Below are 18,930 nucleotides of genomic sequence, written 5' to 3'. Positions count from 1 at the left end.
ATTGAAACGCTTGTTATCGCGAAGATGCTGGTTTCCGCTTGCCCGCGCAATGGATCATCTCGGATGATCCGGCGTTATCGGATCGCGAGAACAGGAGCGCGCAATGGCCGAACTGTCGATATCGACCGATAAAGTCGGTTTTTTGATCGAGAAAGCGCGGGAATTCGATGTCAAGGAAGCGGCATCCGACCCGGATTCCGGCTCGAACGCCACTGACGACGAGATGATCGATGTGCTGGAAGATGATGGCCAGGATCCGGTCGAGCGGGAAATCAGGGGCTTCATCCGCGCTCTTTCCGAAGACGAGCAGATCGACCTCGTCGCCCTGATGCGGCTTGGGCGCGGCGATCGTCCGATCGAGGAATGGGACGATCTACGGCGAGAGGCCGCCGATCAATATAACGGACGCACCGCGCGCTATCTGCTCGGCGAACCCATGCTGGGCGATCTGCTGGCCGAGGGGCTCGAGCAGTTCGATCGTCCTTGGGCCGACGAGCGCACTTCGGCGGACTCATCCAGCGAGAGTGAGCGGTCGGTCAACGAGCGCAATCAACGATAACGGTGCCGAGCTTGTCGCCCTTCTCAACCGCCAGATGAGCCTGCGCCGTTTCCGACAACGCAAACTGGCCGGCGATGTTGTGCAGGCGCGGTCCGGCCGCGAGCCATTTCGTGATGTCGGCCTGCGCCGCGGCGAGCAAGGGCAGTGGTAACGCAAACAGCACCAGCGCGCGCAAGGCGATGCATTTCTCCATCAATTCGCGCATCGGCGCGACGGGGTTGCGATTGCCGTTGGTGGCGTAGACGGCGATCGTGGAATTGACCGCCATCAGCTTCAGCGTAGCAGCGAGATTGCCGCCGAAATCGACATCGACCACGCGATCGACGCCGCGTTGATGGGTGAATGCCATCGCCTTCGCAACGACATCCTCCTCCTTGTAGTTGATCACGAGATCGGCGCCCGCGCGCCACGCCTGCTCGGCCTTGTGCGGTGAGCTGACGGTTGCGATCACCTCGGCGCCGCCCCATTTCGCCAATTGCACGGCGTAGTGGCCGACTGCGCCGGCGCCGCCGGTAACCAGCACGGTTTTGCCCACGATCGGCCCGTCCGCGAACAGGCAGCACCACGCGGTCATGCCGGGGATGCCGAGGGTGGCGCCTTCCGCGAAGGTGAGGTTGTCCGGCAGCGGCGTCACGAGGTGCTCGGCGAGCGTGATATATTCCGCGGCGGTGCCAAAGGCGCGACCGTTGCGCTGGCCGTTGAACAGCCAGACCCGGTCACCGACATTGAACCGCTTCACGCCGTCGCCGACCTGATCGATGATCCCCGCACCATCGCTGTTCGGGATCACGCGCGGATATTCCATCGCTCGATAATTGCCGCCGCGGCGGCCGACATCGGCGGGATTGACGCCGGAAGCTTCCAGGCGGATGCGCACTTCGCCCGCACCCGCCGCCGGCGTCGGTACTTCGCCGAAAGTCAGGACCTCCGCCGCCGGGCCCGTCCGCTCGTACCAGACCGCTCTCACAGCGTGCCCATCCTCACAGCGTGCCCGGGAAGGCGCCGCCGTCGAGCAGGATGTTCTGGCCGGTGATGAAGCCGGCCTTGGCGCCGCACAGGAACGCACAGGCGTAGCCGAACTCTTCGGGATCACCGAAGCGACCGGCGGGATTGAGTTTGGCGCGCTCGGTCAGCACTTGCTGGGGCGTGATGCCGCGCTTCTCGGCTTCCGGTTTCGCAGTGCCGAGCAGGCGATCGGTCTCGAACGGCCCCGGCAGCAGCGCATTGATGGTGACGTTGTTGATGACGGTCTTGCGCGAGAGGCCCGCGACGAAGCCGGTGAGGCCGGCGCGCGCACCGTTGGAAAGTCCCAAAATCTCGATCGGCGCCTTCACCGCGGCGGAGGTGATGTTGACGATGCGCCCGAATTTCCGTGCCATCATGCCGTCGACGGTGGCCTTGATCAGCTCGATCGGGGTCAGCATGTTGGCGTCGATCGCCTTGATCCAGTCGTCGCGGGTCCAGTCTCGGAAATCGCCGGGCGGCGGACCGCCGGCATTGTTGATCAGGATGTCCGGCTCCGGGCAGGCCTTCAGTACGGCCTCGCGGCCCGCGGGCGTCGTGATGTCACCGACGATCTCGGTGATGGTGACGTCGGGATGCGCTTTGCGGATCTCGTCGGCGGTCTTCTTCAGCGCGTCCGCGCCGCGCGCCGTCAAGGTGACATGGACCCCCTCATTGGCAAGCGCGATGGCGCAGGCGCGGCCCAGACCCTTGCTTGAGGCGCAAACGATGGCACGGCGGCCTTTGATCCCAAGATCCACTGTTTCACTCCCGTGATGTCAGGCGGTTTCTAAAATGTTCGATGCTGGCCACTTTAGCCAACGCCGCGCGGCCTGGTAAGTCCTGCGGCGTTGCATGGGCCGAAATCGTAGGTATCAATGCGCGCATATCAGGTTCTAGGAAACGTACCCATGTCCGATCTGTTCGATGTGAGCCAGGAAACCATCTTGATCACCGGCGCGAGCCAGGGGCTGGGGCGGCAATTCGCCCGCGTCCTTTCCGCGCATGGCGCCGCCGTCGTCCTGGCGGCGCGGCAGACCGGCAAGCTGAAGAGCCTGGAGGAGGAGATCAGGGGCAAGGGCGGCCGCGCGAGCGCGGTGCAGATGGACGTCACCGACATCGCCAGCATCGGCAAAGCGCTGGACGCAGCGGAAGCCGCCTTCGGCCCGGTCAGCGTGCTCATCAACAATGCCGGCATCGCCATCGAGAAATTGTCGACCGAGCAGACCGAGGCGGATTGGGACGCCGTGATCAACGCCAATCTCAAGGGCGCCTATTTCCTGGCGACCGAACTGGCGCGGCGCATGATCGCGCGCAAGCAGGAGGGCAACATCGTCAACATCGCTTCCGTGCTCGGCCTTAGCGTGATGAAATTCCTCTCGCCCTACACGGTCTCGAAGGCCGGCATCATCCAGGCCACCAAGGTGATGGCGCTGGAACTCGCCGGCAACAACATCCGCGTCAACGCGCTGGCGCCCGGCTATATCGACACCGAGATGAACCACGATTTCTGGGCGACGCCCGCCGGCGAGAAGCTGACAAAGCGGATTCCGCAGCGCCGGGTCGGGGCCGAATCCGACCTCGACGGCGCGATCCTGCTGCTGGCCTCAAAAGCCTCACGCTACATGACCGGCACTGTGGTGACGGTCGACGGCGGGTTCTTGCTGAACTGAGCCATCATCCGTAGCCCGGGTGAAGCGCAGCGTAACCCGGGAATCTTCGCGGGCCGGGTTTCGCTGCGCTCCACCTGGCCGCCCCCTGTTTCTCTTGGTCCAAGGCTCTGTCCAAGGCTCTGTCCAAGGCCCCACTTTTGCGACCTTTCCGGCAAGGGAGGTTCCAAACGTCCGATTCGCGCACGAATCCCGTCAATCTGGCCGTCACAAAACCTCAAAAAACCTGTGCCTAAGGGCTTTCCAAAGCGGATCAGCATTGATACATACGCCTCGCGCCCGGTCGCCCTCGGCCCCGGGTCGCCTTCTCAGGAAGTTTTCGAACGGATCGAGCGGCGCCCTTCCAAGCGTTGTCCGCCTCACGTTCGGCCTCTCTCCATGCAAGGCGGAAATCCGGTTTAACGCGGGGTGGAGCAGCCCGGTAGCTCGTCAGGCTCATAACCTGAAGGTCATAGGTTCAAATCCTATCCCCGCAACCAACTCAAATTGCGAAACCCCAGCCCCCGTGGCTGGGGTCTTCGTTTTGAGCGCAATTGCCAGGATTACCGCCAGATCGCCTCGGACCTCGATCTTCAGTTCCTTGCCCCCGGGCGTGAGGACGATCTCCTTCACGAGAGGACGCAGGACCTCCCCGGCTTTGAGCCGGGTTGCCTCCGTATCAGCCTGCAGCGCCTCATGCAGCGCCCTGACTTGTTCTCGATAGAAAGTTGCCATCTCGGAGTGTAGCAGCGGTGGCGGCTCATCCGCGTCGGACAATACCTGTTCGAGCTCGGCCTTACGGCTCTCAAGCTGAACCATCTTTGAATTGATCCTATCGGCAGCACTACCTTTGAGGATCAAGTCCAGCAGGGTATCGAGTTCGCGATCTATCCGTTTGATCTCGGACCGAGCAGCCTCGATCGATGCCGAGCCCTCCATCCGTGCCTGACGCTTGCCAGTTTCGGGGTCTTTGACGAATCGTTGTCGATTCCAAACGATCCGGCCGACGTACATTTCGTTGATCAAAATGCCATTGCCGCGCTTGGTGTTACCGTTGATAGTGCTGAAACCCCAATCGCCACCGCCGGGCGCCGCAACGCCATCCTTATTTAGCTCCATAGCGATGCGTTTCGCTGACTTGCCTACGACATAGTCGCGAAGATCCGGCGCACTACCGCTGCCGAAGGTCAATTTTGCTCAGGCGATCGCGCCCCCGTCCGCGGTCAGGATGGCGCCCGTGATCACGCTTGCCGCAGGACTGGCAAGAAAGACCACAGCGTTCGCGACTTCGCGCGGCTCGGCGAACCGCCCCAAAGACGTCAGGGCTCGCTGGAAGTCGGCAGCCGCGCCGTCCGCCGGGTTTGAATCGGTATCGGTCGAGCCGGGTTGCACGAGGTTCACGGTGATCCCGTTTGGCCCTAGTTCGCGCGAAAGCCCGCGGGTGAAGGAGGTAAGGGCCGCCTTGGACATCGCATAGACCGTCACGCCCGGGAACGGGACTCGCTCCCCAAGGCCCGAACCGATCGAGATAATGCGTCCGCCTTTGGCGAGATGCGGAATTGCTGCCTTCGCAAACAGCACTGGCGCTCGCACATTGACATCCATCACGGCCTGGTATTCGCTCACACTAAGGTCGGCAATCGTTCCGTTGTGACCGATGGCGGCGCTGTTGACGAGAATATCGAGCCCTCCCAATGCTGAGACGGCTTCACTCACGGAGCGCGCGATAGCTTCCGGGTCGGCGCTATCGGCCTGGATCGCGATTGCGCGGCGCCGCATGCTCTTGATGGACTTAGCCACCGCTTCAGCTTTCTCGGCCGAATGCTGATAGGTAAACGCGACGTCAGCGCCGGTCTCCGCCAGCGTCAGCGCGATTGCGGCCCCGATGCCTCGCGAGCCGCCAGTGACCAATGCACGTTTCCCGCTCAGATCGATCATGTTTGCCCTGTCTATCATCGCTGTTTCAAGCACTCAGGTCGTTCGTATAACGAAAGGCGTTCGACAGCCTTATCCGCGAACTTAGTATTCGAGGTCTCCCTCTATCAGTGTCGATAAATGCGAAGCTGTGTTGCCAGGGTAGGAACGCCGAAGAAAGCGAATGTTTCGCCGGTGCAAGATCTGGGAATTGTACGGCGTCGGCAGAGGGCCCCGGGTAAAGCTCGCCTGAATGGCCCGCCTCCAATAGCGAGGAGGGCCATTTCCATGTGGGATCGTTCATTCGCTGGTTGCAACCCGAGCTCAGCTGGAAAACCGATGTCAAGTCGACTGAGGAGAGCGTCAGGAAGCTTTTGCTCGGGCCCTTGCGCGCGCGGCCCGGCGGCGGTGCAGACGTTGCATTCGGCCGGCTCTTCTGGCAGCCAGCGGCGGCGCTGAGGCGGGCGCCGCGTAATCTTGTCCGTGTAGACAGCTAGACGCATAGGCGTCGGCGCATAAATGGGCTCTAGCTTCGTCCGAAGTCTCAGGTGATGTCTCTCACCCTGTGGGAGATGAGCGAATTTGGAATCGCACAGTCGCTTTGCCGGACGATTTCGAATGACCGCTCTTGGCGAAAGCAAACTTGTTGGGGTTCCACTTTCCGCGACACAGCTAGTCACTTTGCGACGCTACAGGAGTACCTGCCGCAATGTTACGTCCGTAGTCGTAGCAAAGTGGAGTATTGTGTGCGCCAGAGCCTCGTCATCAATAGTAGCGTCTCGGCCGAAGCGTCTGTACCACGGGTTCTCGTCGAAGACGCCGTACAGCGCTTGTAGAGGGCGAACCCCGACGCCGGCGTCACTTACCGCGACCTCGGCGACGGCCGATCCCGCATCTCACGCGCGCCGCCGTTTCGGGTGTTCGAGCCGTCGCCAAGACTTGGCGCATTTCGAGGGTGGAGTCATCCGGTCCCTCCATGTTTTCTTTGATCAGCCGGGTGCTTAACGAATGACGTCTGACTCGTCGCCGATCAGGATCGGCTACTGCCTATCGCTCACCGGACCGCTGTCGGGGAACAGTAAGTCCGCGCAGCTCGCGCATGATATCTGGCGTGATGATGTAAATAGTGGTGGCGGCCTTCTTGGACGCCCGGTGGAGTTAGTCCGCTACGATGATGAAGGGGACGCGTCTCGCGTGGCGTCGCTATACGCGCGCCTGATGGACGAGGATGGGGTGGATCTCGTCATTGGGGGGTACGGAACAAACACCAACCTTGCCGCCATGTCCGAGATCATCTCACGCCAGCGTTACTTCGTTGGGCTTATGGCGCTCGGCGCTAACAACGAACTGAACTACGAAAACTACTTCGCTATGATTCCGAGGGGGCCGGACCCCAATGTCGCGCTCACAGAGGGCTTCTTCGAAACCGCCGCTCGGCAAACCCCGCGGCCGACGACTGTGGCACTGCTCTCGGCTGACGCTGTATTTTCCCGGAACCCGATTCTTGGTGCCAAAGCCAATGCGGCGAAATACGGGTTTGAGGTCGTTCACGAGGCAACCTATCCGCTCGCAGCCAGCAATTTCGCGCCGCTTCTCGACGACGTGGCACAAAGCGGACCTGATCTTCTGTTCCTGTGCTCCTACCTCCAGGATACGATCGATCTCGTTTCAAGCCCTCGAAAGGCACCCCTTCCGGCCAAAAATGGTCGGCGCAAGCATGATCGGCCCGCAGAATGCTGATGTTAAGAGCAAGCTCGGGCCGCTGCTCAACGGGATAGTGAACTATGAATATTGGGTCCCGGCACCCTCCTTGGCCTTTGAGGGCGTTAGTGCGCTGTTGGAGACCTACAGGTCGCGCGCCGCAGGATCAGGTGTGGATCCACTCGGGCACTATATGGCCCCATTGGCCTACTCGCAGATGCAGGTCGTGGGCCTGGCTATTGAGGGCACGGGAAGTCTGGACGACGCCGCGCTCTCTGAGTTCACGCGACGTGCGGTGTTCTCGACAGTTATGGGCAACATCACCTTCGGGGCGCGCGGCGAGTGGACGCATCCTCGCGTGTTGCAGGTGCAGTTCCAGGGCGTCGTTGGCAATAGTGTCGACCAGTTCAGAGACGGCTCACGGCAAGTCGTCGTGGCTCCGCAGGAGATGGCGTCGGGAGTGTTGATCTATCCGTTCGCGAACGCTCGAGGGACCTAGATCGCGCATATCACTTACCCACCTCGGCTCAGTGCTCCACTCGGACAGGTGCAGTGCCGACAACGTCCGGAGCTTTTCCGAAACACTCGATCAGCATTTCGGTGAGGATTCTTATCTTGCGAGCGGGATGCTGGCCTGGTGGCCGGACGACAAATACACCCGCCGGACGTATCGGGTGCCGGGTCATGACCGGAACAAGCGTGCCAGAGGCCAGATGCTCATGGATCAGGCCCTCGGGGAGATAAGCGATGCCGAGTCCTGCTATGGCGGCAGTGACCAGCGCTGTGCCGTTGTCGGCCTTGAAGCGCCCCTGCGGTCGTACCGTGACGGTTTGTTCACCATCCATGAACTGCCAGGTTTCAGTGCCCTGCATGACAGCCTGATGCGTGAGGAGTTCATCCGGTGTCTCAGGCGATCCGTGCGCTTTGATATACTCCGGACTCGCAACTAACTTCCCATAGATCGGTCCGACGCGCCTTGCGATCAGGTTAGAGTCCGGAAGGTGGCCAAGCCGTACCGCACAATCATAGCCCTCTGCGATGAGATCTACGAAGCGATCAGTGTAGCAGGTGTGGATGCCAAGCTGAGGGTAACGTCGCGCCATTTCGGCGAACACCGGAGCAAGATGTGTCGGGCCAAAGGTAAGTGGTGCAGCAATCCGCAAGCGGCCGCGAAGATCACCTGCGGGTAGGATCGTTTCCTTGGCAACATCGATCTCGGCGCAGACTCTGGCGGCGTGATCTCGGAATGTGGAACCCGCCTCTGTGAGTACGGCGCCGCGAGTGGTTCGTGCGAGCAGCTGGACGCCGAGCTCTGCTTCAAGCCGAGCGAGCTGCCGACTAACGATCGACTTGGAGACCCCGAGCCGACGCGCAGCATGTGATACTCCGCCGGCGTCAGCGACCTCTACGAATGTTCGCAGTTCTTCGATGTCCAATTCTAGCGTTCCTGCTTTTGCGACACAGTGTGGCAAGGGCGAGCGCTACCGTATCGCAAATGGGAATGGCACTGTCCACGCAGACGTCGTCGCAGTCGGCGGATGTCTCCCACAAATCAGCCTCATCTAACGGTAGTAGAGGATATTCATGACCTTTCGCAACGGCCTTGCGTCGCTTCTTCGTCCCGAGGACTCGGTACTCGTTCTGATCGACCATCAGCCCTACCAGCTCGCCAACCTGAACAGCCACGACCCTCAGGCGGTCGTGAACAACACGACGGCGCTTGCGAAAGCCGCAAAGGTCTTCGGTGTTCCCACGATCCTGACCAGTGTGATCGCCGGTCGGGGCGGCGTCATCTTCCCGCAGGTCACCGATGTGTTCCCGGGCCAGGAGGTGATCGACCGGACGTTCATCAACACCTGGGAAGATAAGAAGGTGGTGGATGCGGTCAAGGCGACGGGTCGCAAGCAGCTGATTATCGCCGGCTTGTGGACCGAGATCTGCGTCGCAATGCCTGCGATCCAGGCCGCCGGTGAAGGCTGGGACGTCACGGTGATTACCGACGCGTCGGGCGGCACCTCGGTGGAGGCTCACGAGGTTGCCATCCAGCGCATGATCGCAGCCGGCATCAACATGATGACCTGGCTGGCGCTCGCTGCTGAATGGCAGCGCGACTGGGCACGTGCGAAGACTGCTGCCGGGCTGACGGAGGTCATCATCCAGCACGTCGGTGGCAGTGGCATCGCCTATCTGTGGGAGCAGCAGCTGCTCAACACTCCGGTCCCGCGCGCCGCGGGCTGATTTGAACTGGGTGACGAGAAGCAAGCGCGATGCGTAGCAAAAGAGTTGAATGCTTGTCGATCCTCGTCACCCGCCTTGGACGGGCCGCTAAGAGAAAGCGCGCGGGCCATCGACTGCGCCCGCGCCGTGAAGGCGGCTGGTCGACGCCGACACGGCGGCAGTTCGAAGAAATGGCCGGTCCGGAGGGTGCGTTCCTGATTGGTGATCCGGGGACGGTCGCAGCCAAGATGCTCCACGCCAGCGAGGCGCTCGGCGCGTCACATTCCAGATGAGCACCGCTTCGCTCGAAACCGCTGCGATGAAGCGCTCGATCGAGCTCCTAGGCTCCGAAATCGCGCCGATTGTTCGGGCGGCTGGCGCAAATCCGTGAGGAGTGTTCCGTCTCTGGAAGGAAACACGTGATGATATCCACCTCTCCACGATCCGGCCGTTCCGTTGTAATCACCAGTGCCGGCACCGGCCTTGGCCGCGACATTGCGCTCGGACTCGCCGCCAAGGGCTACATCGTCTTCGGCACGGCGATGTCCGCCGCGGAGGTTCAGGATCTCAGGGACGCTTCCGGCGGACGTGTCAGCCTGACCGTCTGCGACGTCACAAAGGCGATGGGCGTGGAGGCTTGGGCCTCCGGTGTGACTGAAGCACTTGGCGCGGCCGGGCTCAACCTCCTGATCAACAATGCCGACATCCTCACTCACGGTCCGATCGAGATCCTTCTGCCCGACGCCATCCGGCAGGAATTCGAAGTCAACGTGTTCGGCGCCCTGTTAGTGATCAACGCGTTCTTGCCGGCCTTACGGAATGCGCGCGGACGGATCGTGCAGGTCAGCACATGGATGGCGAGCCTGCCATTGCCGTTCAGCGGACCGTCGGGTGCGTCGCATGCGGCGATGGAGGTGTTCTCGGCTGTCTACCGCGCCGAACTGAAACCTTTCGGCATCGAGGTCGTGGTCGTGTCCACCGGCAACATGAAGACCGGTGGTCCAGCGAAGACGGCGGCCCTGGCGCGGATCACAAACGGAATGACGTCAGGTCAACGCAAACTCTACGGCAAGTCGTTCGGCACCTTCGCGGACTGGTTAGACAGCATGCAGGCGACCGGAATCGAGTCGGCTGTAGCCGCAGCGCGCGTGATCGATATCGCCGAGCAACATCCTGCGCCGAGCCGCGCGGTGGTCGGTGCCGACGCCGAGCAGATGCTGAGAGCGGCCCACGAAAAGCCCGACGCCGAGCTGGATGCACTCCGCCTGAATATTATCGGCCTGAGCTGATTTCCATCTTAATCACAAGAAAGGAAAACGATCAAAAATGGCGATGCTGGCAATGCGGGATGGCACCCAGATCTTCTACAAGGACTGGGGTCCGAGAAAGGCCCAGCCCATCATGTTCCATCACGGCTGGCCATTGAGCGCAGACGATTGGGACATTCAGATGCTGTTCTTCCTCAGCAAGGGCTATCGCGTCATTGCGCATGACCGACGCGGGCACGGTCGCTCCGACCAGACCGATACGGGGAATGAGATGGACACCTACGCGGCCGACGTCGCGGCGTTGGTCTCGGAGCTCGACCTGAAAGACGCGATCCACGTCGGACACTCGACCGGCGGCGGGGAGGTGATCCGCTATGTCGCCCGCAGCGAGCCTGGCCGCGTGTCGAAGGCGGTGTTGATCGGTTCGGTGCCGCCGATCATGCTCGCAACACCGCGATATCCTGGCGGCCTGCCGATGGAGGTGTTCGACGGATTTCGCGAGGCGCTCGCTCGCAACCGTGCGCAATTTTTCCTCGATGTTCCTGCCGGGCCATTCTACGGCTTCAACCGTGAGGGCGCCGACGTAAGCGAAGGGCTGATCCGCAACTGGTGGCGGCAGGGGATGATGGGCGGCGCCAAGGCCCACTACGACTGCATCGCCGCCTTCTCGGAGACGGACTTCACCGAGGACCTTCAGGCCGTCTCCCTGCCGGTCCTGCTGATGCATGGCGAGGACGACCAGGTAGTGCCGATCGACGCTTCGGCGCGCAAGGCGATCGACCTGCTGACGAACGGCACGCTGAAGACCTATCCAGGCCTGTCACACGGCCTGTTCGCCACGCATCCCGATCTCATCAACGCCGATCTGCTGGCGTTCATCGCGGACCGGGCCGGGGCATGAGCGCAGTTAGGGACAACCCCGCCGAACATCGTTTCGAACTAGCGATCGATGGCAGCCGCGAGATCGCGGCTGCCTACTATCGCAACGAAAGCGATCGGTTCATCCTCACCCACACTGAAGTTCCGCAGCGATTCTCCGGGCAAGGGATTGCTTCGCGGCTCGCACGCGGCGTCTTCAATGCGATCCGCGCGAGCGAACGCAAGGCAGTCCTGCACTGCCCCTTCATGGCCGCCTATTATGCACGCCGTCCCGAATATTCCGACATCGTCGACGGCACGGGCCGATCAGCAGAGACAACATGATAGAGATGGTCATCGAGCAGCGGCGCCGGAATCTCGGCGGCAGCTTCGACGTCGGCCGCGTGCTGCCGCTCGCGAGGCGGCGCATGGTCGGTCCTTTCATCTTCTTTGACCATATCGGGCCGATCGATCTTGCGCCTGGCATTGATCGTAGTCGAGTGCGCGTTCGCGGATCCGCCCTCGCGCTGCTCATATGATTTCGGCGATTGCGATCGATACCGCCAAGGGGCGGCTGCTGGACGAAGGTCCGGATTATAGATCCGACGATGACGAATTCGAAGAAGCCAAGCATGTGTTTATGAGCGTCCAAGGCATCGTGCGGCAGCCGATCCATGGTCCGAGAGGCGAGACCCCGCGGCGCAGCGCTGGGAGCGTCTCAAGATTTCTGTTCGGAAATGGTAAACCGTTAGATCTGCTCGATAACGCCCCCCGCGGGGCCACGCGTTGGGCGATGTGTCAACGGCTCTGGAACAGGTCGTAAGTGCAGCTTGTTCGTCCCCGACATGGCGTCGCCTTGCACCTGTTCCGACAAGCGCTCGACGTCACGCTGACGAATATCGTCAGCGGCCTCCGTGACATCGACTTCCGCAAAGCCCAGTTCCCGCAGACCCTGCGCTCCCATCGAATACGCCGACTCCACCGTCTCGCGGATTTGATAATCGACACCGGCCCGAAGTAGGTCCACGGAGTGCACGCGGTCGTAACTTCTTACAAGGACCTTCGCTTGCGGGAACGAGTGTTGCGCCAGCTCGACGATCTGCATGGTCTCCTTCGGCGCGCCGATGCAAATCATGATTGCGTCGGCGTCACCCGCGCCGGACGTGCGTAGCGTGTCGAGCCTGGTGCCGTCACCGAAGAATACCTTGAACCCGTATCGATCGGCATCGCGAATGCGGTCGGGATCGCGATCAATCACTGAAAGCTCGACGCCTTTCGACAACAACACCTGGGAAGCAATTTGACCGAAGCGCCCGAAACCAATGAGAAGCACGCGGCCTTTCAGGTCTCGGGCCGCTTCGACGTCCTCCATCGATACCTTACCGCGCAGCAAACCATCGACCACAAGGATCAGCAGCGGGGTCAAAGTCATGGACAGGATGACGACCGTGCCGAATAACGCGTTTTCGCGGGCATTGATCACGCCCCCGGATGCAGCAGCCGTATAGAGCACGAAGGCAAACTCGCCGCCTTGCAGGAACATCGAGGTCCGGTGAATGGCGTGTGTGTTATCCGTGCCGAACAGGCGTGCGACGGCATACACCACGATACCCTTGGCGATGATAAAGGCGGGCAGCAAGCATAGCAGAAGCCGCCATTCTGCTGCGACGGTGGACAGGTCGAGCGACATGCCGACCGCCATGAAGAACAAGCCCATCAGCAGGCCGCGAAACGGCTCAACGTCGCTCTCGATCTGGTGGCGGTAGCTTGAATTCGAAAGCATCACCCCGGCGAGAAAGGTCCCCATCGCCATGGAGAGCCCGACGGCGTCCATTAGCAACGCCGCGCCGCAAACAACGAGCAATGCCCCCGACGTCATCACTTCGCGGGCCCGCGCTTTTGCCAAGAGCGCAAAGAACGGATTGAGCGTCCAGCGCGACACCGCCAACAGCAGGAGCAAGGCGGCAAGCGCGAGCGCGATATCGGTCCATTTTTGTGCGCCGTGCGTTACTGGCGATAGAAACGCGACGACCGCCAGAAGCGGTACGATCATCAAATCTTCAAAAAGCAGGATCGCGACAGACTTCTGGCCCTGAGCGCCCGACAATTCGCCGCGCTCCTGCAACAGGGACATGATTACGGCGGTCGAAGAAAGAACGAAGCCAGCTGCAGCAATAAAGGCAGCAGGACCCGGAAGATCGAAGATCAGCCGGCCCGTCAGCGTGAGCGCTGCAACCGCCGCGAAGACCTGAATCAATCCCAGACCGAATATCTGGCCGCGCATCGCCCATAGCTTCTGCGGCCGCAACTCCAGTCCGATCACGAACAGGAACATGACCACCCCGAGTTCTGAGAAATGCAAGATGGCGTTGGGATCGCTGAATACGCTCATCGCAGACGGGCCGACTAGGAGCCCAGCGGCGAAATAGCCAAGAACCGAACCAAGCCCGAGCCGCCGGAATAGCGGGACCGCAACAACAGCCGCGCCCATAAGGACGACGGCAGGTCCGATCGTCGCGCCGAGATTTGCGTCAGCCATGAGGTCGCTCATACCGTAAGTTTGGAGGGTGCTTTCAGCGAGGTACCGGGTATCGGGCCGTCAGGAAGCGGAATGAACTCTTTATCGTCCGCATCCGGAAGCTTCATCTTTCCGGCTTTCCAGTCCTCCGCCGCTTGCACCAGCCGCTCGCGCGACGAGGATACAAAGTTCCAGTAGAGAAGCCGCTCGCCAACCGGTTCGCCGCCGAGAACCATGAGTGTGGATTGTTTCAACGCCTTGACGCGCGAAGCAGTCGGATCGAGTACGAGCATTTTTCCCGCCTCGTATTGGACGCCATCCATTTCCACCGCGCCTGTCGCTATATAGAACGCACGCTCCTTGTGACCGTTCGGAATTTCTGCGGTTGCACCGGGCTCCATCGCAAGATGCGCGTAGAACAACGGCGAATGCGTCTGTGCGGAAGCCGTCAGGCCGTATGCGCTGCCAGCAATGAGCTGGCCGACAACTCCTTTGTCATCCCATTGAGGCAGGGCGCTTCCAGAATAGTGGTTGAAGGATGGAGCAACTTCTTCCATGCCTGTTGGCAACGCCACCCAGGCCTGTATGCCGTGAAGCCGGTCACCATGTGCCCGCGCATGCTCCAAGCGTTCGCTATGCGTGATGCCTTGGCCAGCAACCATCCAGTTTACCTCTTGGGGGCGGATCGCTTGCTCATAGCCAAGGCTGTCCCGGTGCATAATCTCGCCGGAAAACAAATAAGTCACCGTCGAAAGACCGATATGCGGATGAGCCCGCACGTCTGCGCTGCGATCAATACCCGCCGGAATATCCATTGGGCCAATGTGATCGAAGAAGATGAAGGGGCCGACCATGCGTCGTTTTGCAAAGGGCAGAACGCGGCCGACTTCAAAGCTGCCACCGAGGTTGCGACGCCGCTCTTCAATAATCAATTCCATCATCTTGTTTCTCCTGATCGGGTTGCGCCGAATACGATGTCCGAATACTCGGAATGGCGTTCGCAGTAGGCGGTCATGGATGGCCAATCGAGGACGACCTCGCGACGGCTCGCACCGAAGTCGCCGCGTGCTAAACGAGAGCCGATGCCTCGTCCCTCGAACTGCTGCGGGACAATCGTGTGCGTGAGGACGATTTTATCTCCTGTAAAGCTGCAATACGCTGCCGCTATCCCGCTCTCATCCATGGGTAGCTCAAAGCGATGTTCGGCGTCTCGCGGACCCCAGTCCTTGTAGAAAATGCTGGTGCCATCTCTCGTGGTGAACGTTGACATTCTTCCTCTCGTTGTGAGCTTTCCGGAAGCGCATTCGGCCGCATTACGCTGGCCCCGGCATGCGCCGCAGTATCCCGGGAGCCGCGCGAACGATCGGCGCTACTTCAGTACCGAGGAGCTCGATCGACCGTTTCATCGCGGACGTCTCAAGAGATGCAGTGCTCATCTGGAACGTGATGCGCGAAAGCCCACCAAGCACCTCGCTTGCGTGAAGCATCTTCGCGGCAACCGTCGCCGGACTGCCGACCAGGAAGGCTCCTTCAGAACCCGCCATGTAGTCGAATTGCTGACGTGTCGGCGGCGACCAGCCACGCTCGCGGCCGATCTTCCCCGTAAGATGCGCCCAGCCCGGGAAAAAGGAATCGGCAGCAGCGGCGTCGGAGTCGCCGACGAAGCCCATGGCATGGATGCCGACCGGCAGTTTTTCGGGATCATGCCCGGCCCTGGCACCGGCTTCGCGATACAAATCGACGAGCGGGCGAAAGCGTTCGAACGTGCCGCCGATAATCGCGATCATGAGCGGAAGTCCGAGCTTACCTGCACGAACGAACGAGTCCGGCGTTCCTCCGACGCCGACCCAGATCGGCAGCCGCGCTTGATGCGCTCGCGGATAGATTCCCTGAAGATCGAGCGCAGGTCGGAAACGGCCTTGCCATTTCACATGGGTCGCCTCTCGAAGCTTGAGCAGCAGATCGAGCTTCTCGGCAAATAGATCATCGTAGTCCCGCGCAGCCAGACCGAACAGCGGGTACGCCTCGGCGAATGACCCTCGACCGACGACGATTTCGGCGCGGCCCTTGGCGATGAGATCAAGGGTCGCGAACTCCTGAAACACACGCACGGGATCGGCAGCGCTGATGACAGTGACAGCGCTTGTCAGTCGAATTTTCGACGTTCTCGCCGCTGCTGCCGCCAGAATGATCGTAGGAGCAGAATCGAGAAATTCCGCGCGGTGGTGCTCTCCGATCCCGAACACGTCCAGCCCGGCCCGGTCCGCAACTTCGACCTCTTCGATGAGATTGGCCATTCGCTCAATTGCCGACGGAAGTTTTCCGTTCTGCGGGTCAGGGAGAATGGCTGCAAAACTGTCTATTCCGATTTCCATCAATAGCCTTTCGTTTCATTGGTTGATGCAGGTACGTGTGCGGATGAGCGAGGCGGGTGCTTTATGGTCAGAACCTGTAGGTCGCCATGACGCCAAGCATCTTTATGGTCTGCGCCGGTCCGGTTTCCCGAATGAACGACCCCGCCTGGAACGCGCTCAGGGATGCTGTCAGATTGAGTTCCGGCGTTGCCTGCCAGGCGACGGCAAGTTCGAGCTGTGTGCCGATGAAACGCGCTGTGCTGTCCTTGCCGCTTCGCACGACATTGCCTGCAATGCCGTAAACGCCGTCAGCCAGGCTCTGCCGCCAGTAAGCGGCTCCCGTGAGCGTCACTGCAACATCCTTATAGGGCTCAATCGCTACGCTGGGCCGCGCACGAATCAGATTCCGGGGTCCGATTGGAGATAACGCGCCGAAGTACTTGCCGCGTGGGAAGAGAGGATTGAACGTCCCAAGTTGCTGATCACGCGGGTTGTCATCACCCGATATGACTTCAGCCGTAAAGCTCGCATCCGGCTTCATGGGAGCGTCCAGGAAACGGTAGCCGACTTCGCCGCCGACTCCCCAGCCGGTCCGGCGGTAACCTGCGAATTGACCACCCTGAAGTGCGCCTTCGATATTCCAGTGCCAGGAGCCGGTATCTCCAAAAACCCTGCTTCCAAAGGTGTGAACGACCTCTTTGCCGGTGCCTTGGTCATAGACCGCAGCGTTGTCACGCAAACCCAGATAAAAGGCATCGACGCCATTCGCATGCGTCGCGTTCAGCCATTGGGTCGCGTAGACGCCCCAAACGGCTTTCTGCCGCGAACTGCGATCGTCGAAATCGTCCGGCCTGTTGTCGACAGGGCGATAATACAGAGCGGTGACCTGGCGGAATTGACCCGTTAGCGTCGCGTCTGCGCCCTCAAAAGCCTGAGGAATATTGACGCCATAACGCGTGTCGATAAAGCGGCCTGCGCCCAGCGATACCAGTTTACGTCCCGCCGACAAACTCAGCGACGTACGATCCGCGACGTCCAGCCGGACCTCACCAAACGCCTGAAGCATATCGGTGCCAGTCGTATCGACGGGCCGCGTTGGACGGTCGACGCCTGAGATTGCAGAAACGATGGGTTGCGCAAAAAATCGGACACCGTTCGCGTGAAGGTCGACATACGGCATGAAACGATGCCAGATGTAACTCTCGTTCGGCGCCGATCCCCAGTTTACATTCGCATAGCCCTCGTAGCGAGAGCGGGCTTCCATGCCCGTCACGAGATACGTAGATCGGTCATCACCAAGCGGAAAGTACTTGAATGGCTCTGTCCAGTAACCCGTGCGCGACGCGGGATTCGCGAGATATGTCCAATTCTCGTTATAACGCTCGTTGGTCAGTGTCGGTGCGCGCTCGACATCGGTCCTAACCTGCGCCTGCGCAACAAGCGGCATAGCGGCGAGTGCCGTCGCGAACGTGACGCTCCGCCTTACTGTCCGCAATCGCGCTCGCCTGGCGCGATGACCGGGGCGGCTGCAGACGCTTTTGAAGATGAGAGTCAGTCTTGTCGGAATGACGAAGTCCAATACACATAGAGCGATTACGTAGTGCATTCTGCACGCACCTCGTCACCCCGCTGAAGTTAAGCCGGGGACGGCACAGGCGCATTCAAAAGCTGCTGCTCCCACTCAAACGCAATGCCGGTGCCGCCGAGATGCGGTCAATGCGAGGCAGACTTCGGTCCGCAGGCCTGCGACGACCAGTTGCTTGCGGCCGGTCGCCTTGACCAGATCGACCACCCTCTTGTGCTCGCAAGCGTTCCCCAGGTGCGGTCGATCACTTCCTGATCCGGGAACACGTCAGTGATTTGCTTGAAGAGAACGCCGCCACGAGCCGCCAGCACACTGGTGAGGATCGTCGGAACATTGAAGGCTTTTGCAAGCTTCGCCAGAGCGGTGAAATTGTTCACCGCCGCCTGAGAGTCATGGCTATTCACGTTCGTAAGCTGGAAAGGCTTATGATCGATCAGAACGAGAGCCGAGTCCTCGGGACGAAGAAGTGAAGAAAGGCCGTTGCGGAATTTCATGAAAACCTTATGCGCTTAAGTTTTGAATGCGGATTCCCGCCCCGTGCGACGACACCGGTGTGGAGTTTGCCAGTATCGCTAACGGTCCGGTAGGATCGTTGTTTGTCACACTGTGTCGCGAAACTAGGAACGCAGTTATGCGTGGCCTTGGGGTTGTCTTGAGACATACTGTGTCGCGAAATCAGAAACGGACTATTGTAGCGGAAATGAAGACTTACGTGCGTTTATTGAGATTGCCGACGGGGAAGGGATAACGCCAACTGCGCACCGGCTTGGCGTTTCCAAATCTATTGTCAGCAGGCGCCTCGCTCGACTGGAAGAAGAGCTTGGCGTCCATCAAAGCCCTTTGACCTTTCGCAGCGGCAACGGCATTCGCTCGGGTCGGATCTTCCCGCGCCTCCGGTTCAATGCCTTGCCGCTTTCTCGGAGGATATTTGGCTGCCGACTACCGACAATTCTGCTATCACGCGATCGCCTGACGTTCCTGAAGCCGGCGCTCGGTTGGCGCATTCGACTATGCGCTATCGTCTAGTGCAAGTTCACCGGCTCGTTCCCGATTCTGCGACACAGTGTATCGCTGCGACTAACTACCGTCCGAATAAACGTCAATGGTACTAGCCGTTTAGGCATCGTCATAGGGGCGTGTGTCGTCCAACCAGCCAACTTTGACAACGGCATGCAAGGACTTGGATCGCGCTTTCTAGCGCATGGGAACGGGGCTGGTGCGCACGGAGCACGTTGACGTGCTGGCTGATCGCGGTGAATTGCGAGTTGGCAAACGGTAGATGTCGATGCTCGCCATCCTGCCTCC

At 60.6% G+C, this 18,930-nt stretch carries 21 protein-coding genes, 1 tRNA gene and 1 pseudogene; 12 read left to right on the top strand and 11 right to left on the bottom strand.

Translation table 11 applies throughout. The annotated features are described in order from the left end of the window. Positions 1–103: 103 nt before the first annotated feature. Complete coding sequence (locus tag AC5ZG5_RS38300) at positions 104–559, top strand: DUF3775 domain-containing protein (protein ID WP_456645979.1); 456 nt, start codon at positions 104–106, stop codon at positions 557–559. Here the strand turns inward: AC5ZG5_RS38300 and AC5ZG5_RS38295 are convergent. Beyond that, positions 537–1,526 (bottom strand): NADPH:quinone reductase, encoded by a 990-nt coding sequence (locus AC5ZG5_RS38295; RefSeq protein ID WP_456645980.1) that lies wholly within the window; start codon positions 1,524–1,526, stop codon positions 537–539. The two genes, AC5ZG5_RS38300 and AC5ZG5_RS38295, sit on opposite strands and share 23 nt — an antisense overlap. Before the next feature lie 13 nt (positions 1,527–1,539). After that, on the bottom strand, positions 1,540–2,322 hold the full coding sequence (locus AC5ZG5_RS38290) for an SDR family oxidoreductase (RefSeq protein WP_456645981.1): 783 nt from the start codon (positions 2,320–2,322) through the stop codon (positions 1,540–1,542). 150 nt (positions 2,323–2,472) lie between these two features. Here AC5ZG5_RS38290 and AC5ZG5_RS38285 point away from each other — a divergent pair, with 150 nt between their 5' ends. Next, entirely contained in the window at positions 2,473–3,234 is a 762-nt protein-coding gene (locus tag AC5ZG5_RS38285; protein ID WP_456645982.1) for an SDR family NAD(P)-dependent oxidoreductase, read from the top strand. Positions 3,235–3,633: 399 nt separating this feature from the next. Continuing rightward, positions 3,634–3,710: transfer RNA gene (locus tag AC5ZG5_RS38280), tRNA-Met, on the top strand. On the opposite strand, the gene AC5ZG5_RS38275 is transcribed toward AC5ZG5_RS38280, so the two are convergent. Together AC5ZG5_RS38275 and AC5ZG5_RS38270 are read right to left on the bottom strand one after the other, a co-directional pair. Further along, complete coding sequence (locus AC5ZG5_RS38275) at positions 3,667–4,329, bottom strand: recombinase family protein (protein WP_456646019.1); 663 nt, start codon at positions 4,327–4,329, stop codon at positions 3,667–3,669. The two genes, AC5ZG5_RS38280 and AC5ZG5_RS38275, sit on opposite strands and share 44 nt — an antisense overlap. A 78-nt stretch (positions 4,330–4,407) precedes the next feature. Then, positions 4,408–5,148, bottom strand: coding sequence for an SDR family NAD(P)-dependent oxidoreductase (locus AC5ZG5_RS38270; RefSeq protein ID WP_130227581.1), 741 nt, complete (start codon positions 5,146–5,148; stop codon positions 4,408–4,410). A 984-nt stretch (positions 5,149–6,132) separates the two neighbouring features. On the opposite strand from AC5ZG5_RS38270, the gene AC5ZG5_RS38265 reads away from it, so the two are divergent. Both AC5ZG5_RS38265 and AC5ZG5_RS38260 read left to right on the top strand, forming a co-directional pair. Continuing rightward, on the top strand, positions 6,133–6,864 hold the full coding sequence (locus AC5ZG5_RS38265; protein WP_456645983.1) for an ABC transporter substrate-binding protein: 732 nt from the start codon (positions 6,133–6,135) through the stop codon (positions 6,862–6,864). After that, positions 6,842–7,324: a type 1 periplasmic-binding domain-containing protein gene (locus AC5ZG5_RS38260; RefSeq protein ID WP_456645984.1), complete on the top strand. Its 483-nt coding sequence runs from the start codon at positions 6,842–6,844 to the stop codon at positions 7,322–7,324. The genes AC5ZG5_RS38265 and AC5ZG5_RS38260 overlap by 23 nt, the downstream gene beginning before the upstream one ends. 28 nt (positions 7,325–7,352) lie before the next feature. Here AC5ZG5_RS38260 and AC5ZG5_RS38255 read toward each other — a convergent pair whose 3' ends face one another. After that, positions 7,353–8,261, bottom strand: a complete 909-nt coding sequence (locus AC5ZG5_RS38255; RefSeq protein WP_456645985.1) for a LysR family transcriptional regulator — start codon at positions 8,259–8,261, stop codon at positions 7,353–7,355. A gap of 148 nt (positions 8,262–8,409) precedes the next feature. On the opposite strand from AC5ZG5_RS38255, the gene AC5ZG5_RS38250 reads away from it, so the two are divergent. The 6 genes from AC5ZG5_RS38250 to AC5ZG5_RS38225 all read left to right on the top strand — a co-directional run bounded on the left by AC5ZG5_RS38250 (position 8,410) and on the right by AC5ZG5_RS38225 (position 11,707). Continuing rightward, positions 8,410–9,063 (top strand): hydrolase, encoded by a 654-nt coding sequence (locus AC5ZG5_RS38250; RefSeq protein ID WP_456645986.1) that lies wholly within the window; start codon positions 8,410–8,412, stop codon positions 9,061–9,063. Between the two features lie 53 nt (positions 9,064–9,116). After that, the gene (locus tag AC5ZG5_RS38245) at positions 9,117–9,335 is read left to right on the top strand and encodes a hypothetical protein (protein WP_456645987.1); all 219 of its coding nucleotides are present in this window, start codon (positions 9,117–9,119) and stop codon (positions 9,333–9,335) included. Between the two features lie 129 nt (positions 9,336–9,464). After that, positions 9,465–10,331: an SDR family NAD(P)-dependent oxidoreductase gene (locus AC5ZG5_RS38240; protein ID WP_456645988.1), complete on the top strand. Its 867-nt coding sequence runs from the start codon at positions 9,465–9,467 to the stop codon at positions 10,329–10,331. A 37-nt stretch (positions 10,332–10,368) separates the two neighbouring features. Beyond that, entirely contained in the window at positions 10,369–11,211 is an 843-nt protein-coding gene (locus AC5ZG5_RS38235; RefSeq protein WP_456645989.1) for an alpha/beta fold hydrolase, read from the top strand. After that, a complete protein-coding gene (locus AC5ZG5_RS38230) occupies positions 11,208–11,513 on the top strand; it encodes a GNAT family N-acetyltransferase (RefSeq protein ID WP_456645990.1) in 306 nt (101 codons plus the stop codon). Before AC5ZG5_RS38235 ends, AC5ZG5_RS38230 begins: the two co-directional genes overlap by 4 nt. Before the next feature lie 5 nt (positions 11,514–11,518). Further along, positions 11,519–11,707, top strand: a complete 189-nt coding sequence (locus AC5ZG5_RS38225; protein ID WP_456645991.1) for a hypothetical protein — start codon at positions 11,519–11,521, stop codon at positions 11,705–11,707. A 209-nt stretch (positions 11,708–11,916) separates the two neighbouring features. On the opposite strand, the gene AC5ZG5_RS38220 is transcribed toward AC5ZG5_RS38225, so the two are convergent. The 6 genes and pseudogenes from AC5ZG5_RS38220 to AC5ZG5_RS38195 all read right to left on the bottom strand — a co-directional run. Next, complete coding sequence (locus tag AC5ZG5_RS38220; RefSeq protein ID WP_456645992.1) at positions 11,917–13,707, bottom strand: monovalent cation:proton antiporter-2 (CPA2) family protein; 1,791 nt, start codon at positions 13,705–13,707, stop codon at positions 11,917–11,919. Between the two features lie 8 nt (positions 13,708–13,715). Beyond that, positions 13,716–14,627 carry a pirin family protein gene (locus AC5ZG5_RS38215; protein WP_456645993.1) on the bottom strand — a complete coding sequence of 304 codons (912 nt, stop codon included), beginning with the start codon at positions 14,625–14,627 and terminating at the stop codon, positions 13,716–13,718. Continuing rightward, complete coding sequence (locus AC5ZG5_RS38210) at positions 14,624–14,956, bottom strand: GNAT family N-acetyltransferase (protein WP_456645994.1); 333 nt, start codon at positions 14,954–14,956, stop codon at positions 14,624–14,626. The genes AC5ZG5_RS38215 and AC5ZG5_RS38210 overlap by 4 nt, the downstream gene beginning before the upstream one ends. Before the next feature lie 43 nt (positions 14,957–14,999). Continuing rightward, a complete protein-coding gene (locus tag AC5ZG5_RS38205) occupies positions 15,000–16,061 on the bottom strand; it encodes an LLM class flavin-dependent oxidoreductase (RefSeq protein WP_456645995.1) in 1,062 nt (353 codons plus the stop codon). A 67-nt stretch (positions 16,062–16,128) separates the two neighbouring features. Beyond that, positions 16,129–17,487, bottom strand: coding sequence for an alginate export family protein (locus AC5ZG5_RS38200; RefSeq protein WP_456645996.1), 1,359 nt, complete (start codon positions 17,485–17,487; stop codon positions 16,129–16,131). A 267-nt stretch (positions 17,488–17,754) separates the two neighbouring features. Beyond that, a pseudogene (locus tag AC5ZG5_RS38195) lies at positions 17,755–18,119 on the bottom strand (isochorismatase family protein); the annotation flags it as partial. A gap of 226 nt (positions 18,120–18,345) precedes the next feature. Here AC5ZG5_RS38195 and AC5ZG5_RS38190 point away from each other — a divergent pair. After that, positions 18,346–18,651: a helix-turn-helix domain-containing protein gene (locus AC5ZG5_RS38190; RefSeq protein WP_456671263.1), complete on the top strand. Its 306-nt coding sequence runs from the start codon at positions 18,346–18,348 to the stop codon at positions 18,649–18,651. The last annotated feature ends 279 nt before the right edge of the window (positions 18,652–18,930 follow it).

The sequence above is a fragment of the Bradyrhizobium sp. Ses1 genome (assembly GCF_059512365.1).
Note: the sequence above shows the minus strand (reverse complement) of the source record. Positions and strands in the feature narration are given on the sequence as shown.